The sequence below is a fragment of the Vibrio sp. WZ-1 genome (genome assembly GCF_052037695.1).
GTDB lineage: Bacteria > Pseudomonadota > Gammaproteobacteria > Enterobacterales > Vibrionaceae > Vibrio.
On sequence record NZ_JBQEQR010000076.1, the window covers coordinates 250792 to 275656 of the forward strand.

Annotated in this window: 17 protein-coding genes; 7 read left to right on the forward strand and 10 right to left on the reverse strand. The window is 45.7% G+C overall.

Annotation, left to right across the window (positions count from 1 at the left end; all coding sequences use genetic code 11):
• Positions 1-75: 75 nt before the first annotated feature.
• Positions 76-2484: a GH36-type glycosyl hydrolase domain-containing protein gene (locus tag ACTS60_RS13695; RefSeq protein WP_440888680.1), complete on the forward strand. Its 2409-nt coding sequence runs from the start codon at positions 76-78 to the stop codon at positions 2482-2484.
• Positions 2485-2608: 124 nt separating this feature from the next.
• Positions 2609-4021 carry a phosphoglucomutase/phosphomannomutase family protein gene (locus tag ACTS60_RS13700; RefSeq protein WP_440888681.1) on the forward strand — a complete coding sequence of 471 codons (1413 nt, stop codon included), beginning with the start codon at positions 2609-2611 and terminating at the stop codon, positions 4019-4021.
• A gap of 96 nt (positions 4022-4117) precedes the next feature.
• On the opposite strand, the gene ACTS60_RS13705 is transcribed toward ACTS60_RS13700, so the two are convergent.
• From ACTS60_RS13705 to hrpB, 10 genes are all read right to left on the reverse strand, one after another.
• Positions 4118-5149: an ABC transporter ATP-binding protein gene (locus ACTS60_RS13705; RefSeq protein ID WP_440888682.1), complete on the reverse strand. Its 1032-nt coding sequence runs from the start codon at positions 5147-5149 to the stop codon at positions 4118-4120.
• On the reverse strand, positions 5149-6774 hold the full coding sequence (locus tag ACTS60_RS13710) for an ABC transporter permease (protein WP_440888683.1): 1626 nt from the start codon (positions 6772-6774) through the stop codon (positions 5149-5151). Before ACTS60_RS13710 ends, ACTS60_RS13705 begins: the two co-directional genes overlap by 1 nt.
• 99 nt (positions 6775-6873) lie before the next feature.
• Positions 6874-7887 (reverse strand): Fe(3+) ABC transporter substrate-binding protein, encoded by a 1014-nt coding sequence (locus ACTS60_RS13715; RefSeq protein WP_440888684.1) that lies wholly within the window; start codon positions 7885-7887, stop codon positions 6874-6876.
• A gap of 153 nt (positions 7888-8040) precedes the next feature.
• Positions 8041-9270, reverse strand: coding sequence for an ammonium transporter (locus ACTS60_RS13720; RefSeq protein WP_440888685.1), 1230 nt, complete (start codon positions 9268-9270; stop codon positions 8041-8043).
• A gap of 26 nt (positions 9271-9296) precedes the next feature.
• Positions 9297-9635, reverse strand: a complete 339-nt coding sequence (locus tag ACTS60_RS13725) for a P-II family nitrogen regulator (protein ID WP_440888686.1) — start codon at positions 9633-9635, stop codon at positions 9297-9299.
• Between the two features lie 189 nt (positions 9636-9824).
• The gene (locus ACTS60_RS13730) at positions 9825-10193 is read right to left on the reverse strand and encodes a YacL family protein (RefSeq protein ID WP_440888687.1); all 369 of its coding nucleotides are present in this window, start codon (positions 10191-10193) and stop codon (positions 9825-9827) included.
• Positions 10194-10478: 285 nt separating this feature from the next.
• A complete protein-coding gene (acnB, locus tag ACTS60_RS13735) occupies positions 10479-13067 on the reverse strand; it encodes a bifunctional aconitate hydratase 2/2-methylisocitrate dehydratase (protein WP_440888688.1) in 2589 nt (862 codons plus the stop codon).
• Between the two features lie 269 nt (positions 13068-13336).
• Positions 13337-15652: a patatin-like phospholipase family protein gene (locus tag ACTS60_RS13740; RefSeq protein WP_440888689.1), complete on the reverse strand. Its 2316-nt coding sequence runs from the start codon at positions 15650-15652 to the stop codon at positions 13337-13339.
• Positions 15653-15739: 87 nt separating this feature from the next.
• The gene (gene mrcB, locus ACTS60_RS13745; protein WP_440888690.1) at positions 15740-18130 is read right to left on the reverse strand and encodes a penicillin-binding protein 1B; all 2391 of its coding nucleotides are present in this window, start codon (positions 18128-18130) and stop codon (positions 15740-15742) included.
• Entirely contained in the window at positions 18123-20591 is a 2469-nt protein-coding gene (gene hrpB, locus ACTS60_RS13750; RefSeq protein WP_440888691.1) for an ATP-dependent helicase HrpB, read from the reverse strand. Before hrpB ends, mrcB begins: the two co-directional genes overlap by 8 nt.
• Positions 20592-20657: 66 nt before the next feature.
• Between hrpB and sfsA the strand changes: the two genes are divergently transcribed.
• The 5 genes from sfsA (at position 20658) to folK (ending at position 24861) form a co-directional block, all read left to right on the forward strand.
• On the forward strand, positions 20658-21374 hold the full coding sequence (sfsA, locus tag ACTS60_RS13755) for a DNA/RNA nuclease SfsA (RefSeq protein WP_440888692.1): 717 nt from the start codon (positions 20658-20660) through the stop codon (positions 21372-21374).
• 136 nt (positions 21375-21510) lie between these two features.
• Positions 21511-21957, forward strand: coding sequence for an RNA polymerase-binding protein DksA (dksA, locus tag ACTS60_RS13760; protein ID WP_010450149.1), 447 nt, complete (start codon positions 21511-21513; stop codon positions 21955-21957).
• Positions 21958-22045: 88 nt separating this feature from the next.
• Entirely contained in the window at positions 22046-22909 is an 864-nt protein-coding gene (gluQRS, locus tag ACTS60_RS13765) for a tRNA glutamyl-Q(34) synthetase GluQRS (protein ID WP_440888693.1), read from the forward strand.
• Between the two features lie 102 nt (positions 22910-23011).
• Positions 23012-24379, forward strand: coding sequence for a polynucleotide adenylyltransferase PcnB (pcnB, locus tag ACTS60_RS13770; RefSeq protein ID WP_440888694.1), 1368 nt, complete (start codon positions 23012-23014; stop codon positions 24377-24379).
• Positions 24376-24861, forward strand: coding sequence for a 2-amino-4-hydroxy-6-hydroxymethyldihydropteridine diphosphokinase (folK, locus tag ACTS60_RS13775; protein ID WP_010450154.1), 486 nt, complete (start codon positions 24376-24378; stop codon positions 24859-24861). The genes pcnB and folK overlap by 4 nt, the downstream gene beginning before the upstream one ends.
• Positions 24862-24865 lie beyond the last annotated feature (4 nt).

Here is a 24865-nt window from a genome sequence, read left to right on the forward strand (position 1 = left end):
ATGCAACAGCATCACGCTTAAAGAGTTTTTAAATTTTTGGCTGCAGGCGCAGCTTAGTAAAAAGGAAATACACAAATGAAATACGGCTATTTCGATAACGAGAATCGCGAATACGTCATCACTCGCCCTGACGTACCAGCACCATGGACAAACTACCTAGGTACTGAGAAATTCTGTACAGTTATCTCGCACAACGCGGGTGGCTACTCGTTCTACAACTCTCCAGAATACAACCGTGTTACTAAATTCCGTCCAAATGCGACATTCGATCGCCCAGGACACTACGTTTACCTACGTGATGATGAGACGGGCGATTACTGGTCAATCTCTTGGCAACCAGTTGCAAAAAGCCTAGATGAAGCAAACTACGAAGTTCGTCATGGCTTGTCATACTCTAAGTTCAAATGTGAATACAGCGGTATTACGGCAACGAAAACACTGTTCGTACCAAAAGGCGAAGATGCTGAAATCTGGGATGTTGTAATTAAAAACACTTCAGATAAACCACGTACGATCAGCGCATTCTCATTTGTTGAGTTCTCATTCAGCCACATTCAATCTGATAACCAGAACCATCAGATGTCTCTGTATTCTGCGGGGACGTCATACAACGAAGGCGTGATTGAATACGACCTGTACTACAACACGAACGATTTCGAAGGCTTCTACTACCTAGCGTCAACGTTTGACCCAGATTCATACGACGGTCAGCGTGACAGTTTCCTTGGTCTATACCGCGATGAAGCAAACCCACTAGCCGTAGAACAAGGTAAGTGTTTTAACACCGCGCAAACGTGTTACAACCACTGTGGTTCTCTACACAAGCAATTCACTATTCAACCAGGTGAGGAAGTGCGTTTTGCTTACATTCTAGGTATCGGTAAAGGCAACGGCGATCGCCTTCGTGCTAAATACCAAGATCTTGCTGAAGTAGACAATGCATTTGCGGGTATCAAAGCACACTGGGATGAGCGTTGTAACAAGTTCCAAGTGAAATCACCAAACGAAGGACTAGACACCATGATCAACGCTTGGACGCTATACCAAGCAGAAACCTGTGTGGTTTGGTCTCGTTTTGCGTCATTCATCGAAGTGGGTGGTCGTACTGGTCTTGGTTACCGCGATACAGCGCAAGATGCGATTTCAGTCCCTCATGCTAACCCAGCAATGACCCGCAAGCGTCTTGTTGACCTACTGCGTGGCCAAGTGAAAGCAGGTTACGGTCTGCACCTATTCGATCCAGATTGGTTCGATCCAGAAAAAGCAGACGTTAAACCATCTAAATCTCCAACCGTTGTTCCAACTCCTTCTGATGAAGATAAGATCCACGGTATCGAAGACACGTGTTCTGATGACCATCTATGGCTAGTTCCAACCATCTGTAAGTACGTGATGGAAACGGGTGAGCATAGCTTCTTCGACGAAGTGATCCCATACGCAGATGGCGGAGATGCAAGTGTGTATGACCACATGAAAGCCGCACTAGACTTCTCTGCGGAATACGTAGGTCAAACCGGTATCTGTAAAGGTCTGCGCGCAGACTGGAACGACTGTCTAAACCTAGGTGGTGGCGAATCTTCAATGGTGTCGTTCCTTCACTTCTGGGCACTGCAAGAATTCATCGATCTAGCGAAGTACCTAGGCAAAGACGCTGACGTAGAGAAATACACTGAGATGGCAGCAAACGTTCGCGAAGCGTGTGAAACACACCTTTGGGACGACGAAGGTGGTTGGTATATCCGTGGTCTGACTAAGAACGGCGACAAGATCGGTACTGCGCAGCAAAAAGAAGGTCGTGTACACCTCGAGTCAAACACGCTAGCAGTACTTTCTGGAGCGGTATCTCAAGAGCGCGGTGAAAAAGCGATGGACGCTGTAGACGAGAACCTATTCTCTGAATACGGCCTACACCTAAACTCACCATCATTCGCAACGCCAAACGATGACATCGGCTTCGTAACTCGCGTTTACCAAGGCGTAAAAGAGAACGGCGCTATCTTCTCGCATCCAAACCCATGGGCTTGGGTAGCAGAAGCGAAGCTGGGTCGTGGTGATCGTGCAATGAAGTTCTACGATGCACTAAACCCATACAACCAAAACGACATCATCGAAAAACGTATTGCAGAACCTTACTCATACGTGCAGTTCATCATGGGTCGTGACCACCAAGATCACGGTCGTGCAAACCACCCATGGCTAACAGGTACATCAGGTTGGGCTTACTTCGCGGTAACTAACTTTATCCTAGGTGTACGTACTGGCTTCGACGGTCTAACTATCGATCCATGTATCCCAACCAACTGGCCTGGTTTCGATGTGACTCGTCAATGGCTAGGTGCAACGTACAACATCAAAGTAGTCAACCCAGACTCAGTAAGTAAAGGCGTTAAATCGATTACCGTGAACGGTGAAGCTGTAACAGGCGTATCAGTGCCAGTTCAAGCGGAAGGCTCTGTAAACGAAGTTATCGTTACTCTAGGTTAATCATCTTTTAGGGGAGTCCTTCTCCCCTTTTGATTTATCCGATGCACTGAGCTTAATAAGTGCATCGGTTCGCTAGCAAAGTTTTAAGACGCGGAGGGACTCCGCTCTTATCGAGGATCGAATCATGATCAAATTTGGTACAGGTGGCTGGCGTGCATTTATTGGTGAGGAGTTCACTAAAGATAATGTACGCTTGGTTGCTCAGGCAGTCGCAAACATCACTAACAATGAGTCCGTTGCTGATCGCGGCTTTGTCATTGGCTATGACCGTCGTTTTCTTTCTGATAAAGCAGGCCGCTGGTTTACAGAAGTATTAGCAGCAAATGGCATTGTGGTTAGCTTTATCGATAAGTTTGTTCCAACACCTATCGTGATGTTCAAAGCGAAGGAAATGGGCTGCGCTTACTCAGCATGTATCACAGCTTCACACAACCCAGCTGATTACAACGGCATTAAAGTCTTCATCGAAGGTGGCCGTGATGCAGATGAAATCATCACACAAAAGATCGAATCTCAAATCACAACACTTACAGCACAAGATGTAAAAAGTATCGACTTTGAACAAGCCGTACAAGACAAACTGATTGAAATTATTAACCCGATGAACGAGTTCGTTGATTCAATCATCGACTTTATCGACATTGAAGCCATCAAAAAAGCCAACCTTCGCGTTTTAGTCGATCCTATGTTTGGTGTTGCGAAAAACGCACTGCAAACCGTATTGATTAACGGCCGCTGTGAAGTTGACGTCATCAACGATGGTAAGAACCCTGACTTTGGTGGCTTGATGCCATCACCAAGCGCAGCAACGCTGTACCGCTTGATGCACCTAGTGGAACAAGAAGGCTATGACATTGGTATAGGTACCGATGGTGACGCTGACCGTCTTGGTATTATCGACGAGAAAGGTAACTTTATTCACCCGAATGAAGTACTACTGCTGCTTTACTACTACTTGCTTGAATACAAGGGCTGGAAAGGCTCTGTGGTACGAAACATCGCAACTACTCACCTGCTAGATAAAGTCGCGGAAGATCACGGCGAAAAATGCTTTGAAGTTCCAGTAGGCTTTAAACATATCAGTTCTCAAATGGAAGCGGATGACTCACTTATCGGTGGCGAAAGCTCTGGTGGCTTAACCATTCGTGGCCACATCAAAGGTAAAGATGGGGTATTTGCATCAAGTTTGCTGGTAGAGATGATTTCTGTAACTGGCAAAAAGCTTTCTGAACTATTGGATGAAATCTACGGCAAGTACGGCTACGCATACATGGCAGAAGGTGATTGCAAATTTAAACCGGCGCAAAAAGAAGTGCTATTCAACAAGATATATGTTGAGAAGCAATTGCCTGAATTTGAATATGATATCGAAAAAGTCAGCTACGAAGATGGTGCGAAAGTCTACTTCAAGAACGGCGGTTGGATCATTGCTCGCTTCTCAGGTACTGAGCCACTGCTACGAATTTTTGCAGAGATGCAAGACAAAGACACTGCAGAACGTGTTCTTCAACAGTTTAAGGACTTTTTGTCCTTATAACTAAACTGTGTACTCGCTTCGTGTGCACTACCTATAGGTGAAGAACACTTGCCCGGCGACATACCCGCCGGGCCTTTTTCTTTTTGACGATACTACTTAGACGAAAGCCAACACGCCTTGAGTTTCTACTTTCACCGTAACGCTATCCCCAACATTCAATGCTTCCGCTGAGGTTGCCAACAGCCTGTCACCATTGACATCAATCACGTAGCGGCAGTGGTCACCCATAAAGTGCTGCTCAAGTACTTTGACCGCACTCTCTTCATCAGCAGCAATTTGCACATGTTGAGGGCGAAGCAGTAATGCACATTCTGCATCAACTTGGATTTCCTGTTGCGCATTTGCTTCCACCACACCAAGGTGAGTTTCAAATTCAACATCAGAAATGCGTTTCGCTGCAAGGTAACTACCACCACCCAAGAAATCCGCAACAAACTTACTTGAAGGCTGGTAATAAAGCTCAGATGCGGTGCCGTACTGCTCGATCACACCGTGGTTCATTACTGCCATTTTATCAGCAAACGCAAACGCCTCTTCACGACTGTGAGTCACAAAAATCGCGGTAACGCCCTGCTCTTTAAAGATCTTACGAATTTCACGGATCAGTTCGTGACGAACTTGAGTATCGATGTTAGAAAATGGTTCATCTAACAACAGAAGATCCGGTTTGTAAGCCAGTGAGCGAGCAATTGCCACACGCTGCTGCTGACCACCAGAAAGCTGATGCGGATAACGGTCCCCGTAGCCTTTAAGATGAACTAAGCCCAACATTTCTTCTACTTTAAGAAGTTTTTGCTGCGCGGTTTCATTCTTCAAGCCAAAGGAAATGTTCTCCGCTACCGTCAAATGCGGGAACAAGGCATAATCCTGGAAGATCATACCGATGTTACGCTGTTCCGGCGGTAACCAGTTTTCACCGTCATCAATAGTGAGGCAGTTCAGGCTCATTTGGCCTGAAGTTAATGGTAGTAAGCCAGCAATCGCCTTAAGTAACGTGGTTTTACCACAACCACTCGCACCAAGCAGACACACAATTTGCCCTTGCTCCACTTCGAGAGAAAGTGATTCGAGTACTGTTTGAGCGTCATACTGACAAGTTAAATTTTTAATAGATAGTGCGCAGCTCATCAGTGATTTTGCTCCAGTGAACGGTTAACAACAACAAGCGGGATCAACCCAACAAGGACCAATAATACCGCTGGCATCGCGGCAAGCTCTAAATGCTCGTCCGAGGCGAAGTTGTATACATATGTCGCCAACGTTTCGAAGTTAAACGGACGCAATAGCAATGCGGCATTGAGCTCTTTCATCGACTCAATAAACACCAGTAGACCCGCAATCAATGCACCACGCTTGACCAGCGGGAAATGCACTCGCCAAAGCATCGCATTTGGCGTGCAGCCCATGGTACGAGAAGCCATATCCAGTGATGGCGAGATCTTGTTTAAGTTACTTTCCACACTACCAATCGCTACCGCAGAAAAGCGCACCACCATAGCGAAAATCAGAGCAAACATAGAACCAGAGAAAATAAGGCCCGGTCTGCCCCATTCCATCGCTTTAGCAATATCGTTAACACGGTGATCCATAAACAGCACCGCTACCATCACTCCAATCGCGAGTACAGTACCCGGCACTGCGTAACCCAATGAAGACAAGCGCATAAAGGCTAAGCTTGAACGCCCGCCGTTCACTCGCTGGCTAAAGTTCACCGTTAAAGCGATCACGACACCAATAATCGCTGCTACCACTGACACAACCAAGCTGTTCCATGCATATTCACGAAACTCTGGAGTCCAACTTTGTTCAAAGTAGGTAATGGCGTAATCAATTAACTGCAGCAATGGGAAAATAAAGGCAATTGCCACTAGCCCCCAACACCAGATAAGAGCCCCCCATTTGTGCCAGCCTTTGAGTTCATAACGAAAATCTTCATGACTGTTAAACTGGCTTTGGAACAACTTTTGTTTACGACGGCTGTAACGTTCTGCGCTCAGTAACAACACCACAATCATCAACATCATTGCTGAGATTTTCGCTGCTGCATTCAGGTTTGAATAACCAAGCCAAGTATCGTAAACCGCTGTAGTTAGCGTGTTGACCGCAAAATAACTCACCGTACCAAAGTCGCCGATAGTTTCCATTGCGACCAAAGATAAACCAACGGCAATCGAAGGTCTCACAAGAGGCAAAGAGATACGTCTAAAACTCTCCCAAGGGGAACATTTCAATAGGCGTGCACTTTGTAATAGAGAGACGTTCTGCTCCATGAATGCTGCCCGGCAGAGCAGATAAACATATGGATAAAGAACTAGAGACAAAACAAAAGTTGCACCGCTTAAGGTGCGAATGTCAGGGAACCAGTATTCACCAGGTCCCCATCCGGTCATATCACGCAAAAAGATCTGAATTGGTCCGGCAAAATCAAACCAATCCGTAAAGATGTAACCAATGATGTAACCCGGCATTGCCAGCGGCAGAACCAGTGCCCACTGCAACCACTTCTCAGTTGGCAACTTACACATTGCCATAAACCACGCACTTGGGATCCCGAGAATCAAAGAAAGTATCATCACACCAGCAGTCAATACCACCGTGTTATAGATGTAGGTAGGCATAACCGTCGACATCAAGTGTGCAAACAGGTCATCCGTTTCGCCAATGGCGGTATAAAAGATCGCTAAGATCGGCAAAACCAGTAACAAGGTGATCGCCCCACTACTGGTTTTCCATACAGAATGTTTATTCTTCATTGCCTAAATACTGCAAGGCTTTATGAAATACAAATGCAGCTGCAAATACATCTCATATCCTTTAATCAAATGGGGGTATAGTTATACCCCCACATGGAATTAAAGGTCAAATTTCACTTCATCTAACAACTTAATCGCCGCTTCATAATGAGAAGCGATATCGTCTAGAGAAATCGTATCCGCTTTAAAGTCACCCCAAGATGCCACAAGCTCAGAACGCTTAACGCCTTCTTTCACCGGGTACTCGTAGTTTACTTCTGCGTACATTTGCTGAGCTTTGTCACCCGTTAGGAATTCCATTAGCTTCACAGCATTGTCTTTGTTTGGAGAGAACTTCGCCATCGCCATACCAGAGATGTTTACGTGAGTGCCCGTTGTCTCTTGGTTAGGGAAGTTGATGTAAACCGCGTCAGCCCAAGCTTTCTGCTCTTTATCGTTGACCATTTTACCTAGGTAGTAGCTGTTACCTAGAGAAACGTCACATAGACCTTCTTTGATTGCTTTCACTTGCGCACGGTCATTACCTTGAGGCTTACGTGCTAGGTTCGCTTTGACGCCCTCTAGCCATGCTTTTGCTTCAGCTTCACCGTGGTGCGCGATCATAGAAGATACTAGAGACACGTTGTAAGGGTGCTTACCGCTACGTGTACAAATTTTGCCTTTGAATTCTGGCTTAGCCAGATCAGCGTAGTTGAAATCGTTACCTAGCTTACCAACACGATCACGTGAAGAGTAAACGTTACGAGTACGTAGAGTCAGAGCAAACCACTCATTTTCTTTGTCTTGGTACTGCGCAGGTACGTTTTCTTCGATGATTTTGCTGTCTACCTTTTGAACCAGACCTTTATTAGTCAGTTCAGCTAGACGGCTGATGTCTGTAGTAAGGATTACGTCAGCAGGGCTGTATTCACCTTCTTGAGCCAACTTTTCTGCTAGGCCTTTTTTTGCAAACTTCACGTTTACTTTAATGCCAGTTTCTTTAGTGAACTCGTTGAACATAGGCTCAACTAGGAAAGGTTGACGGTAAGAGTAGACGTTCACTTCTTCAGCAGCCATTGCTGTTGGAGCCAGAGTAGCGCAAGTAATCGCTGAAAGAGTTAGCAGTTTTTTCATTGTTTAATCCTTTACCATGCTAATGATAACGTTTATCAGTTGCGTTATTATATGCATGTTCAATAAGAAAACAATGACGTGACACAAAAAAACCTGCTCATCAGAGCAGGTTTTTGATAATTTACTTTGTAACTAGTTATTTCAATATGACCACTATTTCACTGTGACAAACTCTGGGTAGGCGCCAACACCACAGTCATGCATATCCATACCTTCCAACTCTTCGTCTTCCGACACTCGGATACCAACCGTCGCTTTTAAAATTGCCCAAACCACGAGACTCGCTCCGAATACCCAAGCAAAGATAACTGCCGCGCCTAGAAGCTGTGCACCGAACGTCGCATCACCATTACTTAGCGGTACAACCATCAGGCCGAAGAAGCCACATACACCGTGAACCGAGATAGCACCAACTGGATCATCAATCTTAATCTTATCTAGACCAATGATGCTAAATACCACTAGCGCACCAGACACAGCACCGATAGCAACGGCATAAAGTGGTGATGGTGATAAAGGATCTGCTGTGATGGCAACAAGACCAGCTAACGCACCGTTAAGAATCATAGTTAGATCTGCTTTACCCCAAGTTGTTTTACACACGAGTAGCGCTGCAATTGCACCAGCTGCCGCTGTTGCGTTGGTGTTTAGGAAGATTTGTCCTACTGCAGTAGCATTCTCAAAGTCAGAGACCATCAACTGAGAACCACCGTTGAATCCGAACCAACCGAACCAAAGGATGAATGTACCTAGCGTTGCTAATGGCATGTTTGAACCCGGAATTGGGTAGATTTCACCGTTTTTACCGTATTTACCCTTACGAGCACCAAGTAATAGCACACCAGCTAGTGCAGCTGAAGCCCCCGCCATATGTACGATACCTGAACCAGCAAAGTCACTGAAGCCTGCTTCTGATAAGAAACCACCGCCCCAAGTCCAGTAGCCTTCCATTGGATAAATAAATGCTGTTAATACTGCCGAGAAAATAAGGAAAGACCAAAGCTTCATTCGCTCTGCAACTGCACCCGAGACCACAGACATGGCTGTTGCTACAAAAACCACTTGGAAAAAGAAGTCCGACTCTAAAGAGTGGTCTGCGCCTTCACCTTGTGTACCAATAAGTGCACCGAATGATGGTAACCAACCACCCTCGCCGTTATCAACATACATAATGTTGTAGCCGACCAATAGAAAAGTCGTACAAGCAATCGCATAGAGACAAATGTTTTTAGTAAGAATTTCTGTTGTGTTTTTAGAGCGAACTAAACCCGCTTCCAGCATGGCAAAACCTGCTGCCATCCACATTACTAACGCACCAGAAATGAGGAAGAAAAAGGTGTCGAGTGCGTAACGTAATTCCGTTACCGTTGTTGTTAATTCCATGATAGTTCTCCAATCCCTTGAATTCTTTAAAGTGCTTCTGCATCCATCTCACCAGTACGGATACGTACAGCGTGGTTTAGGTCGTAAACAAAAATCTTACCGTCACCAATCTTTCCGGTTTGAGCCGCTTTAGTAATGGCTTCGACCACTCGCTCTACATTGTCTGCATGAGTTGCGATTTCTAGTTTTACTTTTGGCAGAAAGTCGACTTGATACTCAGCGCCACGGTATAGCTCCGTGTGTCCTTTCTGACGACCAAAACCTTTCACCTCTGATACTGTCATCCCTTCAATACCGACATCAGCCAATGCTTCGCGCACATCGTCTAATTTAAAAGGCTTTATAATGGCATTAATGATTTTCATTGAATCTTCTCCGCAGCTTTCATCCTGAAACACTTCTAATAATCCAAGCGGCGTGCCAACTTTTTATCCCTTTGATTTATATAGACTTAGTAAAACCAACAAACTTATAAACAAAAAAGGGCGCACCAACTCGGTGCGCCCTTTTCACAAATATAAGGCAATCCCACTTCGACTACCCAAAACTGTGCGTTAAATGTTCAAAAAGTCCTTCCATTGCTCTATCAGGGTACAAAAGTCCTCAATACCACAGCTGGCTGTACTCTCTGCATCGTAGAAGTCAAACTCGCTTTCCATTTCCACTTCATACTCATGGCCCAGTGCGTTTTCTTGCACTAGCACCTCATCACCGTGGATCATTAAACTGATCTCTGCTCCGGTTAATCTATGCTCTTGAGATGGCGAAGAAAATGCCTGATCAATTAAGGCTTCAACTTGCGCGATTTTCGCTGGGTTTTTACCAATTTCTTCTTGCAACCAACGACCTACAATCTCATGCCCCATGCTGCATTTGACATAGTATTCGCCCATCAATGTGTTGCGGATGAATTCAAATTCCATCGTGATCGCCTTCTCGTATCAATTTGGTGCGGAGTATACAGGGAGATGTAGGATGGGAGAAGCGGGAGACGGGAGACGGGAGACGGGAGACGATTTCATTTTGCCTATTTAGGAACAAATACTGTTAACACCTTTTGAGTCTATGCATGTATCTCGAATATTCCAGCATGTACCTCCCGATTCCTAGAGCGAAGCGTTCCCAACTCTCGAAGCGGAGTGTTCTGTAAAAGAAAGCGCCCACCAATTGGTGGGCGCTTATTCAAGTATCAGCAAAACTCACTAAGATTATGCAGGCTCTTGAAAGATCACTTCATCCGCTTTCTTGGTGTACTGTTCCATCTTATGGAAGTTCAAGTAACGGTACGTATCTGCTGCTGTAGCATCAATCTGATCCATGTAAGACAGGTACTCTTCCTTGGTTGGAATCTTACCTAGAATTGCACCAACGGCAGCTAGCTCAGCAGAAGATAGATAAACGTTCGCACCTGTACCTAGACGGTTCGGGAAGTTACGCGTTGAAGTCGACATTACTGTTGCTTTATCAGCAACACGCGCTTGGTTACCCATACATAGAGAACACCCTGGCGTTTCAATGCGAACACCCGCACGACCGTAAATACCGTAATAACCTTCTTCAGTTAGCTGGTCACGGTCCATCTTCGTTGGTGGTGCTACCCATAGGCGAGTGTCGAGCTGACCATTAAACTTATCGAGCAGTTTACCTGCTGCACGGAAGTGACCGATGTTAGTCATACATGAACCAATAAATACTTCGTCAATCTGCGTACCTTGAACATCAGACAGAAGGCGAGCATCATCTGGGTCATTTGGCGCACAAAGAATCGGTTCATTGATTTCTGCTAGATCGATTTCAATAACATGTGCGTATTCTGCATCTGAATCCGCTTCCATCAACTCAGGGTTTGCTAACCACTCTTCCATGGCAGTAACACGACGTTCAATCGTACGACGGTCACCGTAACCTTCAGAAATCATCCATTTAAGCATAGTGATGTTCGAGTTTAGGTACTCTTCGATGGACTCTTGAGAAAGCTTCACAGTACAGCCAGCCGCTGAACGCTCTGCCGATGCATCTGAAAGTTCAAATGCTTGTTCTACAGATAGGTGCTCAACACCTTCGATTTCTAGGACACGGCCTGAGAATTCGTTGATCTTACCTGCTTTCTCAACCGTCAGTAGACCTTGCTTGATACCGTATAGAGGAATTGCATGAACAAGATCACGCAAGGTAATACCTGGCTGCATTTCACCTTTAAAGCGCACCAAGATTGATTCAGGCATATCAAGAGGCATAACACCTGTTGCCGCTGCAAACGCGACTAGACCAGAACCTGCTGGGAATGAAATCCCTAGAGGGAAACGAGTATGCGAATCACCACCCGTACCAACTGTATCTGGCAGAAGCATACGGTTTAACCATGAGTGGATAACACCATCACCTGGACGTAGAGAGACACCGCCACGGTTCATGATGAAATCAGGTAGTGTGTGGTGCGTGTTCACATCAACTGGTTTTGGATACGCAGATGTGTGACAGAATGACTGCATCACAAGATCCGCAGAGAAGCCAAGACACGCAAGATCTTTTAGCTCATCACGCGTCATAGGGCCCGTTGTATCCTGAGAACCAACTGTGGTCATCTTCGGCTCACAGTATTGACCTGCACGTACACCTTCTACGCCACATGCTTTACCTACCATTTTCTGAGCTAACGTGTAGCCTTTATCAGAAGCTGAAGGATCAACTGGCTTAGCAAATAGATCGGTTTCTTCTAAACCAAGAGAAGTGCGAGCACGGCTTGTTAGACCACGACCGATGATCAGTGGAATACGACCACCAGCACGAACTTCATCAAGCAACACTTTGCTCAGTTCAAAGCGAGCGATCTCTTCGCCGTTTTTACGTACAACGCCTTCGTATGGGAAAATATCGATCACATCACCCATATTCATATTTTGCACGTCTAGCTCAATTGGTAGTGCACCAGAATCTTCCATCGTGTTGTAGAAGATAGGCGCAATCTTACCACCTAGACAGATACCACCCGTGCGCTTGTTTGGAACGAATGGGATATCCTCACCCATAAACCAAAGCACTGAGTTAGTTGCTGATTTACGTGAAGAACCAGTACCAACAACATCACCTACGTATGCTAGTGGAATGCCGTCTTTTTGCAGTTCTTCAATTTGGTTGATAGGACCAATGCTGCCTGGTTGATCTGGCACGATGCCATCACGTTCCATCTTAAGCATCGCTTTTGCGTGAACTGGGATATCAGGACGAGACCAAGCATCTGGCGCTGGAGACAAGTCATCGGTGTTGGTTTCACCGGTCACTTTAAATACTTTAACAGTAATTTTTTCTGCGACTTTCTCTTTTGACGTGAACCATTCCGCATCCGCCCAAGATTGAAGAACTTGCTGCGCATATGCATTGCCTGCTTTGGCTTTTTCTTCAACGTCGTAGAAAGCATCAAACATCAGTAGTGTATGAGAAAGAGCTTTAACAGCAATTGGCGCTAAAACGTCATCTTCTAGAAACTCCACAAGTGGAGCAATGTTGTAACCACCTTGCATTGTACCTAGCAACTCAGCCGCTTTCTCACGACTAACAAGTGGCGAGACCACTTCACCTTTTGCAACAGCAGTTAAGAAACCCGCTTTTACATAAGCAGCTTCATCTACACCTGGTGGAATACGGTTTTCTAGCAGGTCAAGAATAAATGCTTCTTCACCTTGTGGGGGATTTTTCAGAAGTTCAACAAGTCCAGCAACTTGTTCAGCGTCTAGCGGTTTAGGAACAACTCCTTCGGCAGCACGCTCTTCGACGTGTTTACGGTAGGCTTCAAGCACGACTTTTTCCTCTCATTGCGGTTCCTCCTTTTTAATTACTATTTTTCAAAGTAAAGGAGTGAACATCCTTGGAAACTTGGCTCTCCATTGCCCTTGTTTTCATTCAATTCTGATTGAGAAACAGCGCCGTAGAGGCCAAACTGTGGGCGAAAGGATAGCAAATTTAACCTTAAATTAAAATCTCATCATTTTGACCAACATAGCAACTTACGACTAAAGTCCTGTGAATTTTGGCTAAATATGCGGAGATTTTGCTGTCCTTTTCCCGGTTATTTAAATGAAGTTCCAACGATCAAGTACACAGCATCTAAGTTTTGTTCTGTACGACCGTATGCCAACATGATTGGTCCAACTGGCGAATCAACACCAAAGAAAATCGATGCGGCGTTATACAGTGGTGCTTCATTTAGTTTCAGATCGTTATCTGACCAAACACCACCATGTTCAAGCGAGGCCCCTAGATAAACGGGGGCTTCAAACAGCCCGAAGTCGTTATCCATCCATTTATAACGATATACCAGACTGGTATAAAATAAGTTTTGCCCAATTAAGCTATTACGAGGGATTCCTGACAGGTTTAAGAAACCACCTAGCTCTCTAGGGTCTAGAGGAACGGATGAGTTCTTACTCTCTACAAAGCTGTATTCTGCCTGCCCGACTAAAGTATGACGACTTTGAGTCACCGCCCCTTTAAAACGCGCCGTTATCTCGTACACGGTATCTTCAATATTACCTTCAGAATTTACACCACGAAAATCTTCTGGTGTTTTGTCATGAGAGACCAGGTAGTCCAAGTCAATCAACATTCCGCGAGTTGGAAAAGCAAAATCATCTAGAGTATCGAGTCGATAATTGGCGAATACACCTAAACGCTCATAATCTAATTTACCAAAAGATTGAAAAGTAGATGCTTCTATCGATCCTTTCGTGTAGCGTCCACCAACTCGAAACTCTTGCCATAAAGTCGGTTGCACGCCACCAGCCAACTCCGTAATTAATTCGGTATATGATACGGGCAGATAATCGTAGACCGAACTAATATCTGGATTTTCAAAATCATCGATAGGTAAGTTACGATTCTCGGTGTTGTAGTTGATCTTTCCAGATACGAATAGCTGTTGGCTTGAAAGCACAGGCGAATAGAGCTCGGCTTCGATCAACTTGTCCGTGCCCATATCAACATTGAATGTCAGCTCCGCGCCGTGCGAATTTAAGTTGGTGAAATTTGCTGATACACCAATGCCATACTGGCTGTCAGTATTAAAGTCGTCTTCTAAGAAGAATCGGAAGTTGAGGTAGTTTGGACCCCAAGACTTTTCATTTACCTCAAAGACAAGCAGGTTGACGCCTTCAATCTCTTCGAAGTGGTAAGTAATCAGTTCAAAACGATCCAAAGCGTATAGATTCTCTACCGCTTTTTCGATTTCAGCTGTTGTTAATTGTCGCCCAGTATCAAGTTCTAAGCGGTTGGTAAGTAGCACATCGCTGTAGTGAGTGTTATTCACTAGCACGATCTGATCAACAACACGCTCATCGCCATATTCAAGACCTTTTCGTACATTCTGCTTGTGCTCGATGTACTCTTGATACTCCGCATTCGACACACTCAAGCCTTTCAGTTTTGACTCAAGATTTTTTGTAATCTCGTAGCCCGCTTGAAACGCACCTGGCATTTTATTGAACTCAACCGTCTCCATTTGGCCTACATCAGGGCGAATGTAAACATCATCGCCGTGCAACGTTTCTGCTTGCTCTTGTGTGCTGCGACGGACTAAGTAGTTAGAAAGCTGATCTGCAACCGCAAATAGACCAGTAAAGTCTTCTTTGTTTTTATAATCGGTGCTGATATCTACCGCGATAACGACATCTGCCCCCATCGCGCGAGCGACATCCACCGGCATATTATTGACCACACCGCCATCCACCAGCATGTGACCATTAAGTTCATAAGGAGGAAGTGCACCAGGCACCGACATACTCGCCATCATGGCATCAACAAGGTAACCATTGCCGAGCACCACTTCTTCTAGCTCAACAATATCCGTAGCAACCGAACGATATGGGATAGCTAGATCATCAAAAGAATCAAATCGCCCAAGGTTGCCAGTAGTTTCACGCAAAATACGTAGCATATTTTGCCCTTGTACCACGCCAGTTGGTGAGCGAACTTCACCAAACCTTAATCCTAGGTCAGTAGTGATTTGATAACGGTCTTCATATTCCTTGTCGCGGACGCGACGCTGACTGCGGTCGACACGGTCTCGGTAACCGCTATTCCAATCAACGCTGTAGATGAAGCTCTCTATTTCGTCGGCGCTCATCCCCGTAGCGTACAAGCCACCGACATACGCCCCCATACTGGTACCGGTAACGATATCGACCGGTATATTCATCTCTTCGAGTGCTTTCAAGACTCCGATATGTGCAGCACCTTTTGCCCCACCACCAGCAAGGACGACAGCGATTTTAGGGCGAGAAGCGTCTTCTTCGAGATGTTTAGCAAAGGAAGGCGTTGTAATCAAAAAGGAGCAGACCCATAGCGTGATACCACGCATCCAAGGGTTCGAGATCGACCTTTTGAACATTCATTTCTTCCTTTGCTGAATATTGAGCACCTATTTTTACTAAGAATTGAACAACTGCACAAGTCAGCAATCGTGTTTTTGGTGGTCCTACCAATCAAATAACTTGTTCAACCAGTTCGATTTTTTTTCACACTGTTGCTTAATTTGTCCGGTTTTGTCCCACACTGGTAACTTGTATTCACTGCGGCAATTCATTTCTAGTGCGCCGTTCGACGTTTTCTGGAAACCTAACGTAGTCACCTCTTTTGGCCATGGCAGCTCTAGTCGCTCTGGAATACGCTGTTTCAAATATTCCGCATACACACGCAATGCACCACTAGAACCCGTTAGTTTAGTGGATTTATTGTCATCACGGCCAAGCCAGACAGTTGTCACTTCCCGACCATCCACACCGACAAACCAACTGTCACGACTGTCGTTACTAGTACCGGTTTTACCTGCAAGTGCAGCCCATGCGAATTGGCTTTGTAGGAATCGTCCCGTACCTTGTGCAACACCTTGCTTCATCGCAAAAGTTGTCAACCAAGCTGCTTGCTGATCAACCGCCTGAGACGAGCGAGGCAGTGACTGATAAATCACGTTGCCATCCATGTCGATAACTGAGCGAAGGGCACTTAGTTTGGCTCGCTTACCTGAGTTAGTAACCGTTTGGTACATCTGTGCCACTTCAAATGGTGTTAATGAGAAGGAGCCTAAAAACATAGATGGAACAGGGCGAATCTCGTTCTTATCTACACCAAGACGCTCCAATGTGTCTGAAACCTCTGGAATGCCAAGCTGCATGCCCAAACGAACAGTTGGTACATTGAGCGATTTTGCTAAAGCCAAATACAACGGCACATCCCCACGGAATTTACGGTCGAAATTGCGAGGCGCCCAAACCGTACCTTTGCTACCTTTTAAGCTCAACGGCGTGTCGTGTAACGTGGTCGCTAAATTGTATTTCTCTGGTTGTTCTAATGCGGTCAGGTAGATCGCAGGTTTAACCAAAGAGCCAATCGGACGACTCGCATTCAAGGCGCGGTTAAAGCCTTCATAACCAACGCGTTTACCACCGACCATGGCACGGATTTCACCACTATGGCGATCTACCGCAACAGCAGCGGCTTCTAGATCTTTACCTGCACGTTTCGCAAGTTCTGGAACTTTTTTCGCGATCGCTTGCTCTAGCTTACTTTGCGAAACTGGATCCAAAGAGGTAAATAAACGCAGTCCCGTTTCAGCCTTAAAGTTATCGCCAACCTTCTGTTTCAACTCGATATTCAACTGCTGGAAATAAGCAGGCTGACGACTCGCGATACGAGGTTTGCTCTGTGTATCGAGCGGGCGATTTACCGCTTGTTCGTACTGCTCTGCTGTCAACATGTCTTGTTGCATCAACAGACGCAATACCAAGTCACGACGCGTTTTAGTGCGCTCAGGGTAGCGAATTGGGTTGTAGTAAGACGGTCCTTTCACCATACCTACCAACATAGCGAGTTGGTCAATACGGAGCTCTTGAATCGGTTGACCGAAGTAGTAACGCGATGCCAAAGCAAAACCATGAATAGCATCCCCACCGCTCTGACCTAAGTAAACTTCATTCAGGTACGCTTCTAAAATACGGTCTTTGCTGTAACGGTAATCCAGAATCAGTGCAATGTAAGCTTCACGAACTTTACGCCATAAGGTTTTATCGCGAGTCAGGAATAGGTTTTTCGCCAACTGCTGAGTCAGAGTACTACCGCCCTGAACGGTACGACCCGCTTTAATGTTAGCGACAAGGGCACGGCCAATCGCCAGTGGCGAAACGCCATCATGCTGATAGAAATCGCGGTCTTCGGTTGCTAACAGTGCATCGACAAGCACTTCTGGGAATTGATCTCGGCGTAAAAACAGACGTTGCTCGTTTTGATCTTTCTCTAACATGCCCAGCATTTTAGGTTCAATGCGTAAGTAACCAAGGTCACCTTTTGACTCTAAGGATTGAATGCGCTTTAGACCACTGTCTGAAAAGTGCAGCATGACATGGCGATCGGGCTCTGGGCCATCAGCAAATTCAAATGGACGGCGGATCAATTCAATACGCGTCGAAGAAGAGGAATATTCACCAGGATAGCGCGGTTGACTCACCTTGCGGTAATTCAACACATCCAACTCGTTACGCATCTCTTTGATGGTAATGTTTTCACCCGGACTCAAATTCAGAATACGCGCATACACGACCGTTGGCAGATCAAACAACTGCCCATCGAAACGATCTTTCACTACGCTATCTAAGTAGATCCCGACAAAAAGCAACACTGCGGCAAGTGCAATACCCGCTTTCCAACAGAATGACCAAATCATTTTCAGCCAAGAGCGTTTTCCATTACTCGGCTTCTTCGGTGGTGATTTTCTCGGTCGCTTTGCACCGTTTTTCTTAGCGGTAGTCGTTTTGCTTGACGTTGTTTTCTTGGCTGGGGCTCTTTTTGCTCCAGGCTTTTTAGTATCAGTCATTGTTCATTTGTCTTTTTGTTTTCGTTGTCGCTACATGGGTTGCTGGATTGTCCGGCCATACATGCTTTGGATAACGACCTTTCATCTCTTTTTGCACTTCTTTATAGCTACCTGCCCAAAAGGCAGCTAAATCTGTTGTCACCTGAAGAGGGCGTTGTGCGGGAGACAACAACTCTAATACCAATCGCTTACGACCTTGCGCTACCGTTGGCGAAGCGCTTTCACCAAACACCTCTTGCATGCGAACCGATAGCACAGGTTCATGACCAAACTGATAACGAATTCGTTTTTTCGAACCGGTTGGCAGGCGGTAATCTTCTGGTAACCATTCATCAATGTTTTGATTTAAAGGCCAGCCTAGTCGAGCATTTAATGCCTCTACTAAGTTCACCTTCGCCAAATCTTTTGCTGATGACACCGTATTCATATACGGCTCTAGCCACTCTTCCAAGCTATCCAACAAGTGAGTTTCATCGAAACTTGGCCAAGCCTGCTCAGGCAACCATTCCACTGCACAACGAATACGCTCCAGTAAATTCTCCGCTGCAGGTGACCAGTTTAGACTGTGTAGCCCTTGGCGGCGGACATACGTGAGTAAAGCTTGTGTCATTTTTTCTTTACCCGGACTCGGCAACGCTTCTCGTTTAATCACCAATTGACCAAGTTTGACTTGACGCTCTGCGATCAAACGGCCTTTCTTGTCATCCCAATCAACCATTTCTACCGCGGCAAAAAGTGAAGGAAAAGTTGCTTGCAACGCGTTGATATCTAAATCACAAGCTAGATTAATTTGGCTCGAATTAGAATGCGAACGCATCAAATCAACAGCTACGAGATACTCACTGCCACCGAGCGTATCTTCGGCTCGACATTCAGCTCCGTGACCATTGGCTAAGGTAAAGCGCCCATATTGATTCACGCGTTGCTGCGCGATTCGGTCTGGAAAAGCCAGGCTTAACACCAATGAAAGCACTCGCTCATCGACATTCGATAAGCGGAATACGGTATCCAATTTATGAGCTAAGGTTTGAACACGCTTACTCAGTATTGTTTTCTTAGAATGCGTACCACTCACCCAACGATGAAGACTGTGAGAAATGTTAGTCACATTACGCTCTGGCTCTTCAATAAGGGCGACCGCTGCCAGCGCTGTATTTAGCATTTTTTCACTATGCCGCTGGGCTTGGATAAGCATGGCCGCAGAACGAGGTTCAACACCTAGAACGTGGGCAATCTTACCTTCATGAGTCAGTTGACCTTGCTCGGTAAGCAATCCTAGAGAAATCAGCAACTGTTTAGCTTGGGCAAGCGATGCCGAAGAAGGTATGTTTAGCCATTTAAGGTCAGAGATATCCCCCGCTCCCCAAAATGCCAGTTCCATTACTAAACTTGCTAAATCAGAATGCAGGATTTCCGGTTGCTGTACTTGTGGTTGCTGTTTGAATTGACTTTCAGAATACAAACGAACACAAATACCCTCTTCGATACGACCTGCTCGGCCAGCTCGTTGAATCGCCGAGGATTGCGCCACTCGGACTTGCTCTAATCGCGTCAGTCCATTTCTCAAATCAAAGCGCGCCACACGCTCTAATCCCGAATCCACCACCAAGCGAATTCCCTCAATAGTCAATGAGGTTTCGGCAATATTGGTCGCGAGTACTACCTTGCGCTTACCTGAAGCCGCTGGAGAGATGGCTTTTTGCTGCTCAGAAAAGCTGAGTTGACCATACAGAGGGCACACTTCTACATTATCAGGCAGATGCGATAAACGCTCTTCTACCTGTTTGATGGCCGCAATACCGGGAAGGAAAGCAAGTAAAGAGCCTGATTCTTTATGTATCAAGCCCTCTATCGTTTTTGCCATGGATGTAGGCAGATAATCGTTCGCCCCAAGCGGTAAATAACGCGTTTCCACCTCAAAACTGCGCCCTTCCGATTCAATGTAAGCCGCTTCTGGTAGCAAAGATTGCAATGCGTCTTGATCGAGCGTTGCAGACATTACGACCAGTTTTAAGTCGTCTCGTAGTGCCTCTTGAACTTCTAAACTAAATGCCAACGCGGTATCTGCGTGAATACTACGCTCATGAAATTCATCAAAAATCAGCAAATCGATACCATCTAGTTCAGGATCGTTTTGAATCATGCGAGTCATGATCCCTTCGGTCACAATCTCAAGCTGAGTGCTTTCACTTACTTTTGCCTCACCACGAACACGATAACCCACGCGCTCACCGACTTGCTCTCCCAACTGCTGCGCTAGATAGCAGGCTATATTACGTGCAGCAAGACGTCGCGGCTCTAGCATCACGATTTTACCTGTCGTGATTTTGCTTTTTAATAGTTGCAGAGGAAAGTAAGTGGATTTGCCTGCACCTGGAGCGGCTTTAAGGATCACTTGATGTTGATTTTTAACCGCCGCAAGTAATTGTGGCATCACGGCTTCAATCGGCAATTGTGACAAAGGAAATACCCTATGATGTAATGTTGGCAACATTGTACATAAAAACCCTCATGGCTAAATAAGCAAATGCACTTCGAACCCATTTTAGAATCAGCAATTCTACTCAAACGCTACAAACGCTTCCTCGCCGATATCCAATTAGATAATGGTGAAGTTCGTACTATTCATTGCGCTAACACTGGTGCAATGACGGGCTGCGCAACGCCGGGTAATAAAGTTTGGTATTCCACTTCTGACAACCCTAAGCGTAAATACCCAAACAGTTGGGAGCTTAGTGAGACCGCACAAGGGCACAGAATCTGTATCAATACTGCTCGCGCTAACCAATTAGCAGTAGAAGCGATTGAAAATAATGTCATTTCAGAACTGCTTGGGTATGACCAACTTCAAACTGAAGTGAAATACGGTAATGAAAATAGTCGAATTGATATCTTGCTCAGCGCAAGTGACAAACCAAAGTGCTATATAGAGGTGAAGAGCGTCACCCTGCTTGATGAGACAAGCTCACCAGGACAAGGATATTTCCCAGATGCCGTGACCACTCGAGGACAAAAACACCTAAGAGAGCTCACAGAAATGGCACAAACTGGAAGTAGAGCCATACTTTTATTCACTGTTTTACATTCAGGTATTGAAAAAGTATCTGCGGCACACCATATAGACGCGAAATATTCAACGTTACTAAAACAAGCACAAGAAGCGGGCGTAGAAGTTCTCTGCTACAAAGCTGAACTGAGTAATACTGAAATCAAACTGATCTCTGCTATTGAGTTTATCAATTAAGAGAAAAAATGATGTCACCTTCACAATGACGATAAGTTTGCGATTCAGTAATTGCCTGCACCGCCTCTTTTTGCTATAGATACCCGCCTTAAATTGACTGCAAAGCAGTTGACTAGGTGTAAGTAGGAGATGCTGTATGCCAGAATCAAAGAAGAAAACGATAGGCATCCTAGCCATTGCCGGTGTGGAGCCATATCAGGAAAAGCCTGGTGAAGAATACATGTCACCAGAGCAGGTTGAACACTTTACAAAGATCTTAACAGCTTGGCGTAATCAGCTCAGGGAAGAAGTCGATCGCACTGTACACCATATGCAGGACGAAGCAGCAAACTTCCCAGATCCAGTTGACCGAGCTTCTCAAGAGGAAGAGTTCAGCTTAGAACTGCGTAACCGTGACCGTGAGCGTCGCCTGATCAAGAAGATCGAAAAAACACTAGATAAAATCACTGAAGAAGATTTCGGCTTCTGTGAATCTTGCGGTGTTGAAATTGGTGTTCGTCGCCTTGAAGCGCGTCCAACCGCAGACCTTTGTATTGACTGTAAAACACTTGCAGAAATCAAAGAGAAACAAATGCAGGGTTAATCAACCAAGCATTATGATTATTGAAAGGGAGCTCAGGCTCCCTTTTTGTTTTGGCTTAGCTTTATTAGAATAATTTCGAGATACACGCATGACACGCTATGTAGGTCGATTCGCACCATCCCCTTCTGGGCCATTACACTTTGGGTCTCTAGTCGCAGCTCTAGGTAGCTACTTTCAAGCAAAGGCTAATCATGGTGACTGGCTCGTTCGTATTGAAGATCTTGATCCACCGAGAGAAATGCCAGGCGCTTCTGAAGCAATCCTGAAAGCGCTACAAGCTTATGGCCTACATTGGGATGGCGATGTTGTTTACCAAAGCGAACGCCACCACTTATATCAAGCACAAATTGATGCTTGGCTGGAGAACGGTGACGCCTATTACTGTCAGTGCTCGCGTAAGCAAATTAAAGAGCACGGTGGTTATTATCCCGGCACTTGCCGTGACAGGGGCTTGAAAGAAGGCGCAATTCGCCTAAAAATGACCAAGCCAGTCGCTCGTTTTCTCGACCAGAGGCATGGTCAGATGACCATTCCAGAACCATTGGTAAATGAAGATTTCATTATTAAACGCCGAGATGGATTATTTGCTTATAATCTTGCGGTAGTATTAGATGATATCGACCAAGGCGTGACCGAGGTCGTCCGTGGTGCCGATTTAATAGAACCCACAGGTCGTCAAATCAGCTTGTATCAAATCCTTGGTCAACCAGAAGTAAGCTACTTGCATTTACCTTTGGCGATGGACAGCAATGGCAACAAGCTGTCGAAGCAAAATCATGCGACAGCCATTGATATCAACAATCCGAGACCAGCTCTGCTGCATGCCATGACATTTTTGGGCTTCGATATCCCATCGGAAATTAAAGCCACCAACATAGATGAAATACTGTGTTGGGGATGCGAAAATTGGCACTTAGAACAGCTTCCAGCAGAGATCGAGATCACACCGTGATTCTCAAATGGCACTGTGTAGGCTATCATTAGCCGCAAAATTGGCCCTAGAGGCGTAAAAAACTAACCAAAGCAAAATTGGATTAAACCCAGTTATTGCCAGATGCACATGAATACAAACGACTATACAACAAGCGAATCTGCCATGATCCCAGAACTCGCTCTCAATGTAATTACTCGTGAAGAGCACAACATTTCGCGTAAGCAGATCAGTGATAATGCACTGAAGGTGCTCTACCGACTAAACGGTGCTGGTTTCGATGCTTTTCTTGTGGGTGGCGGGGTTCGAGACTTACTGCTTGGACAAAAACCAAAAGACTTCGATATCGCAACTAACGCGACACCAGAACAGATCAAGCAGCTATTTAGAAACTGCCGTTTGATTGGTCGACGATTCCGTCTGGCTCACATCATGTTTGGCCGAGACATCATCGAAGTTGCGACCTTCCGCGGTCACCACCAAGAGCAAAAGAACAAGAACGTCTCCCAACAGTCTAAAGAAGGCATGCTACTTCGTGACAATGTTTACGGCACTATTGATGAAGATGCAGAGCGCCGTGACTTCACGATTAACTCGATGTACTACAACATCGCAGATTACTCAATTCACGATTATGCGCGTGGTATTGAAGATCTAGAAGACCGTCTTGTTCGCCTGATTGGTGACCCAGAAACCCGTTACCGTGAAGACCCAGTGCGTATGCTACGCGCGGTTCGCTTTGCGGTGAAACTCGACTTCGATATCGAAGAAGATACTGCAGCACCGATTGAAGAGATGGCACCACTACTACGTGATATTCCATCTGCTCGCCTTTTCGAAGAATCATTGAAGATGCTGCAATCCGGCCATGGTCTAGAAACCTACCATCTGCTGCGCGAGTACAATCTATTCCAGCAACTATTCCCAGTCATTGCTGAGCACTTTACCGAAGACTACGAGTCTCATACCGAGCAAATGCTTGATTTAGTGCTCGACTCAACCGATATGCGTATCGAAGAAGGTAAACGTATTAACCCTGCGTTTATGTTTGCTGCAATGTTGTGGTATCCACTGTGTGCGATGGCAGACAAATTAATGGAACAGCGCAATCTGTGCCATTACGATGCGATTATGGAAGCGAGTAATATCATTCTTGACGACCAAGTTCGTACCATCGCAATTCCACGCCGTCATACCGCAACCATTCGTGAAATTTGGCAGCTGCAGTTACGTCTTCCACGACGCAACGGTAAGCGCGCATTCCGTCTAATGGAGCTCAATAAATTTAGAGCTGGATTTGATTTTCTTGAAATGCGCGGTGAAATTGAGGGCGGCGATACTCAGAAGCTTGCCAAGTGGTGGGAAACTTTCCAAAATGCAGGCCGTGAAATGCGCCAAGCGATGGCAGCCGATCTGGATGGTCAAACACCAAAAACTGGCCAACGCCGCCGTAAAACCTATCGCAAGAAAAAGAGCAAGCCAAAGTCATGATCACAGCGTACATTGCGGTAGGCAGTAACTTGGCTGATCCTGTCAGCCAAGCGAAACAAGCAATTGAGGCTTTAAAAACGCTACCAAACTGTGAGTTTGTGCAAGCCTCTTCGCTTTACAGCAGCACTCCGATGGGACCACAGAACCAACCGGATTACATCAATGCGGTGGTGGCGATAAAAACCAATTTGACGCCTCTTGAACTGCTCGATTGCACTCAAGCAATTGAGCAAGAGCAAGGGCGTGTCCGTAAAGATGAGCGTTGGGGGCCAAGAACCTTGGATCTCGACATGATTCTGTACGGCAATGAGGTGATTGATTCCGAAAGACTGACAGTTCCACATTATGGAATGAGAGAGCGCGAGTTCGTACTCTACCCTCTTGCGGAAATTGCACCAAGTTTACAACTCCCAGACGGGACCGAGGTGTCGTCACTACTTAAGCAAGTAGATCGAAACGGCCTCAGCATTTGGCAGTCATAGCCAA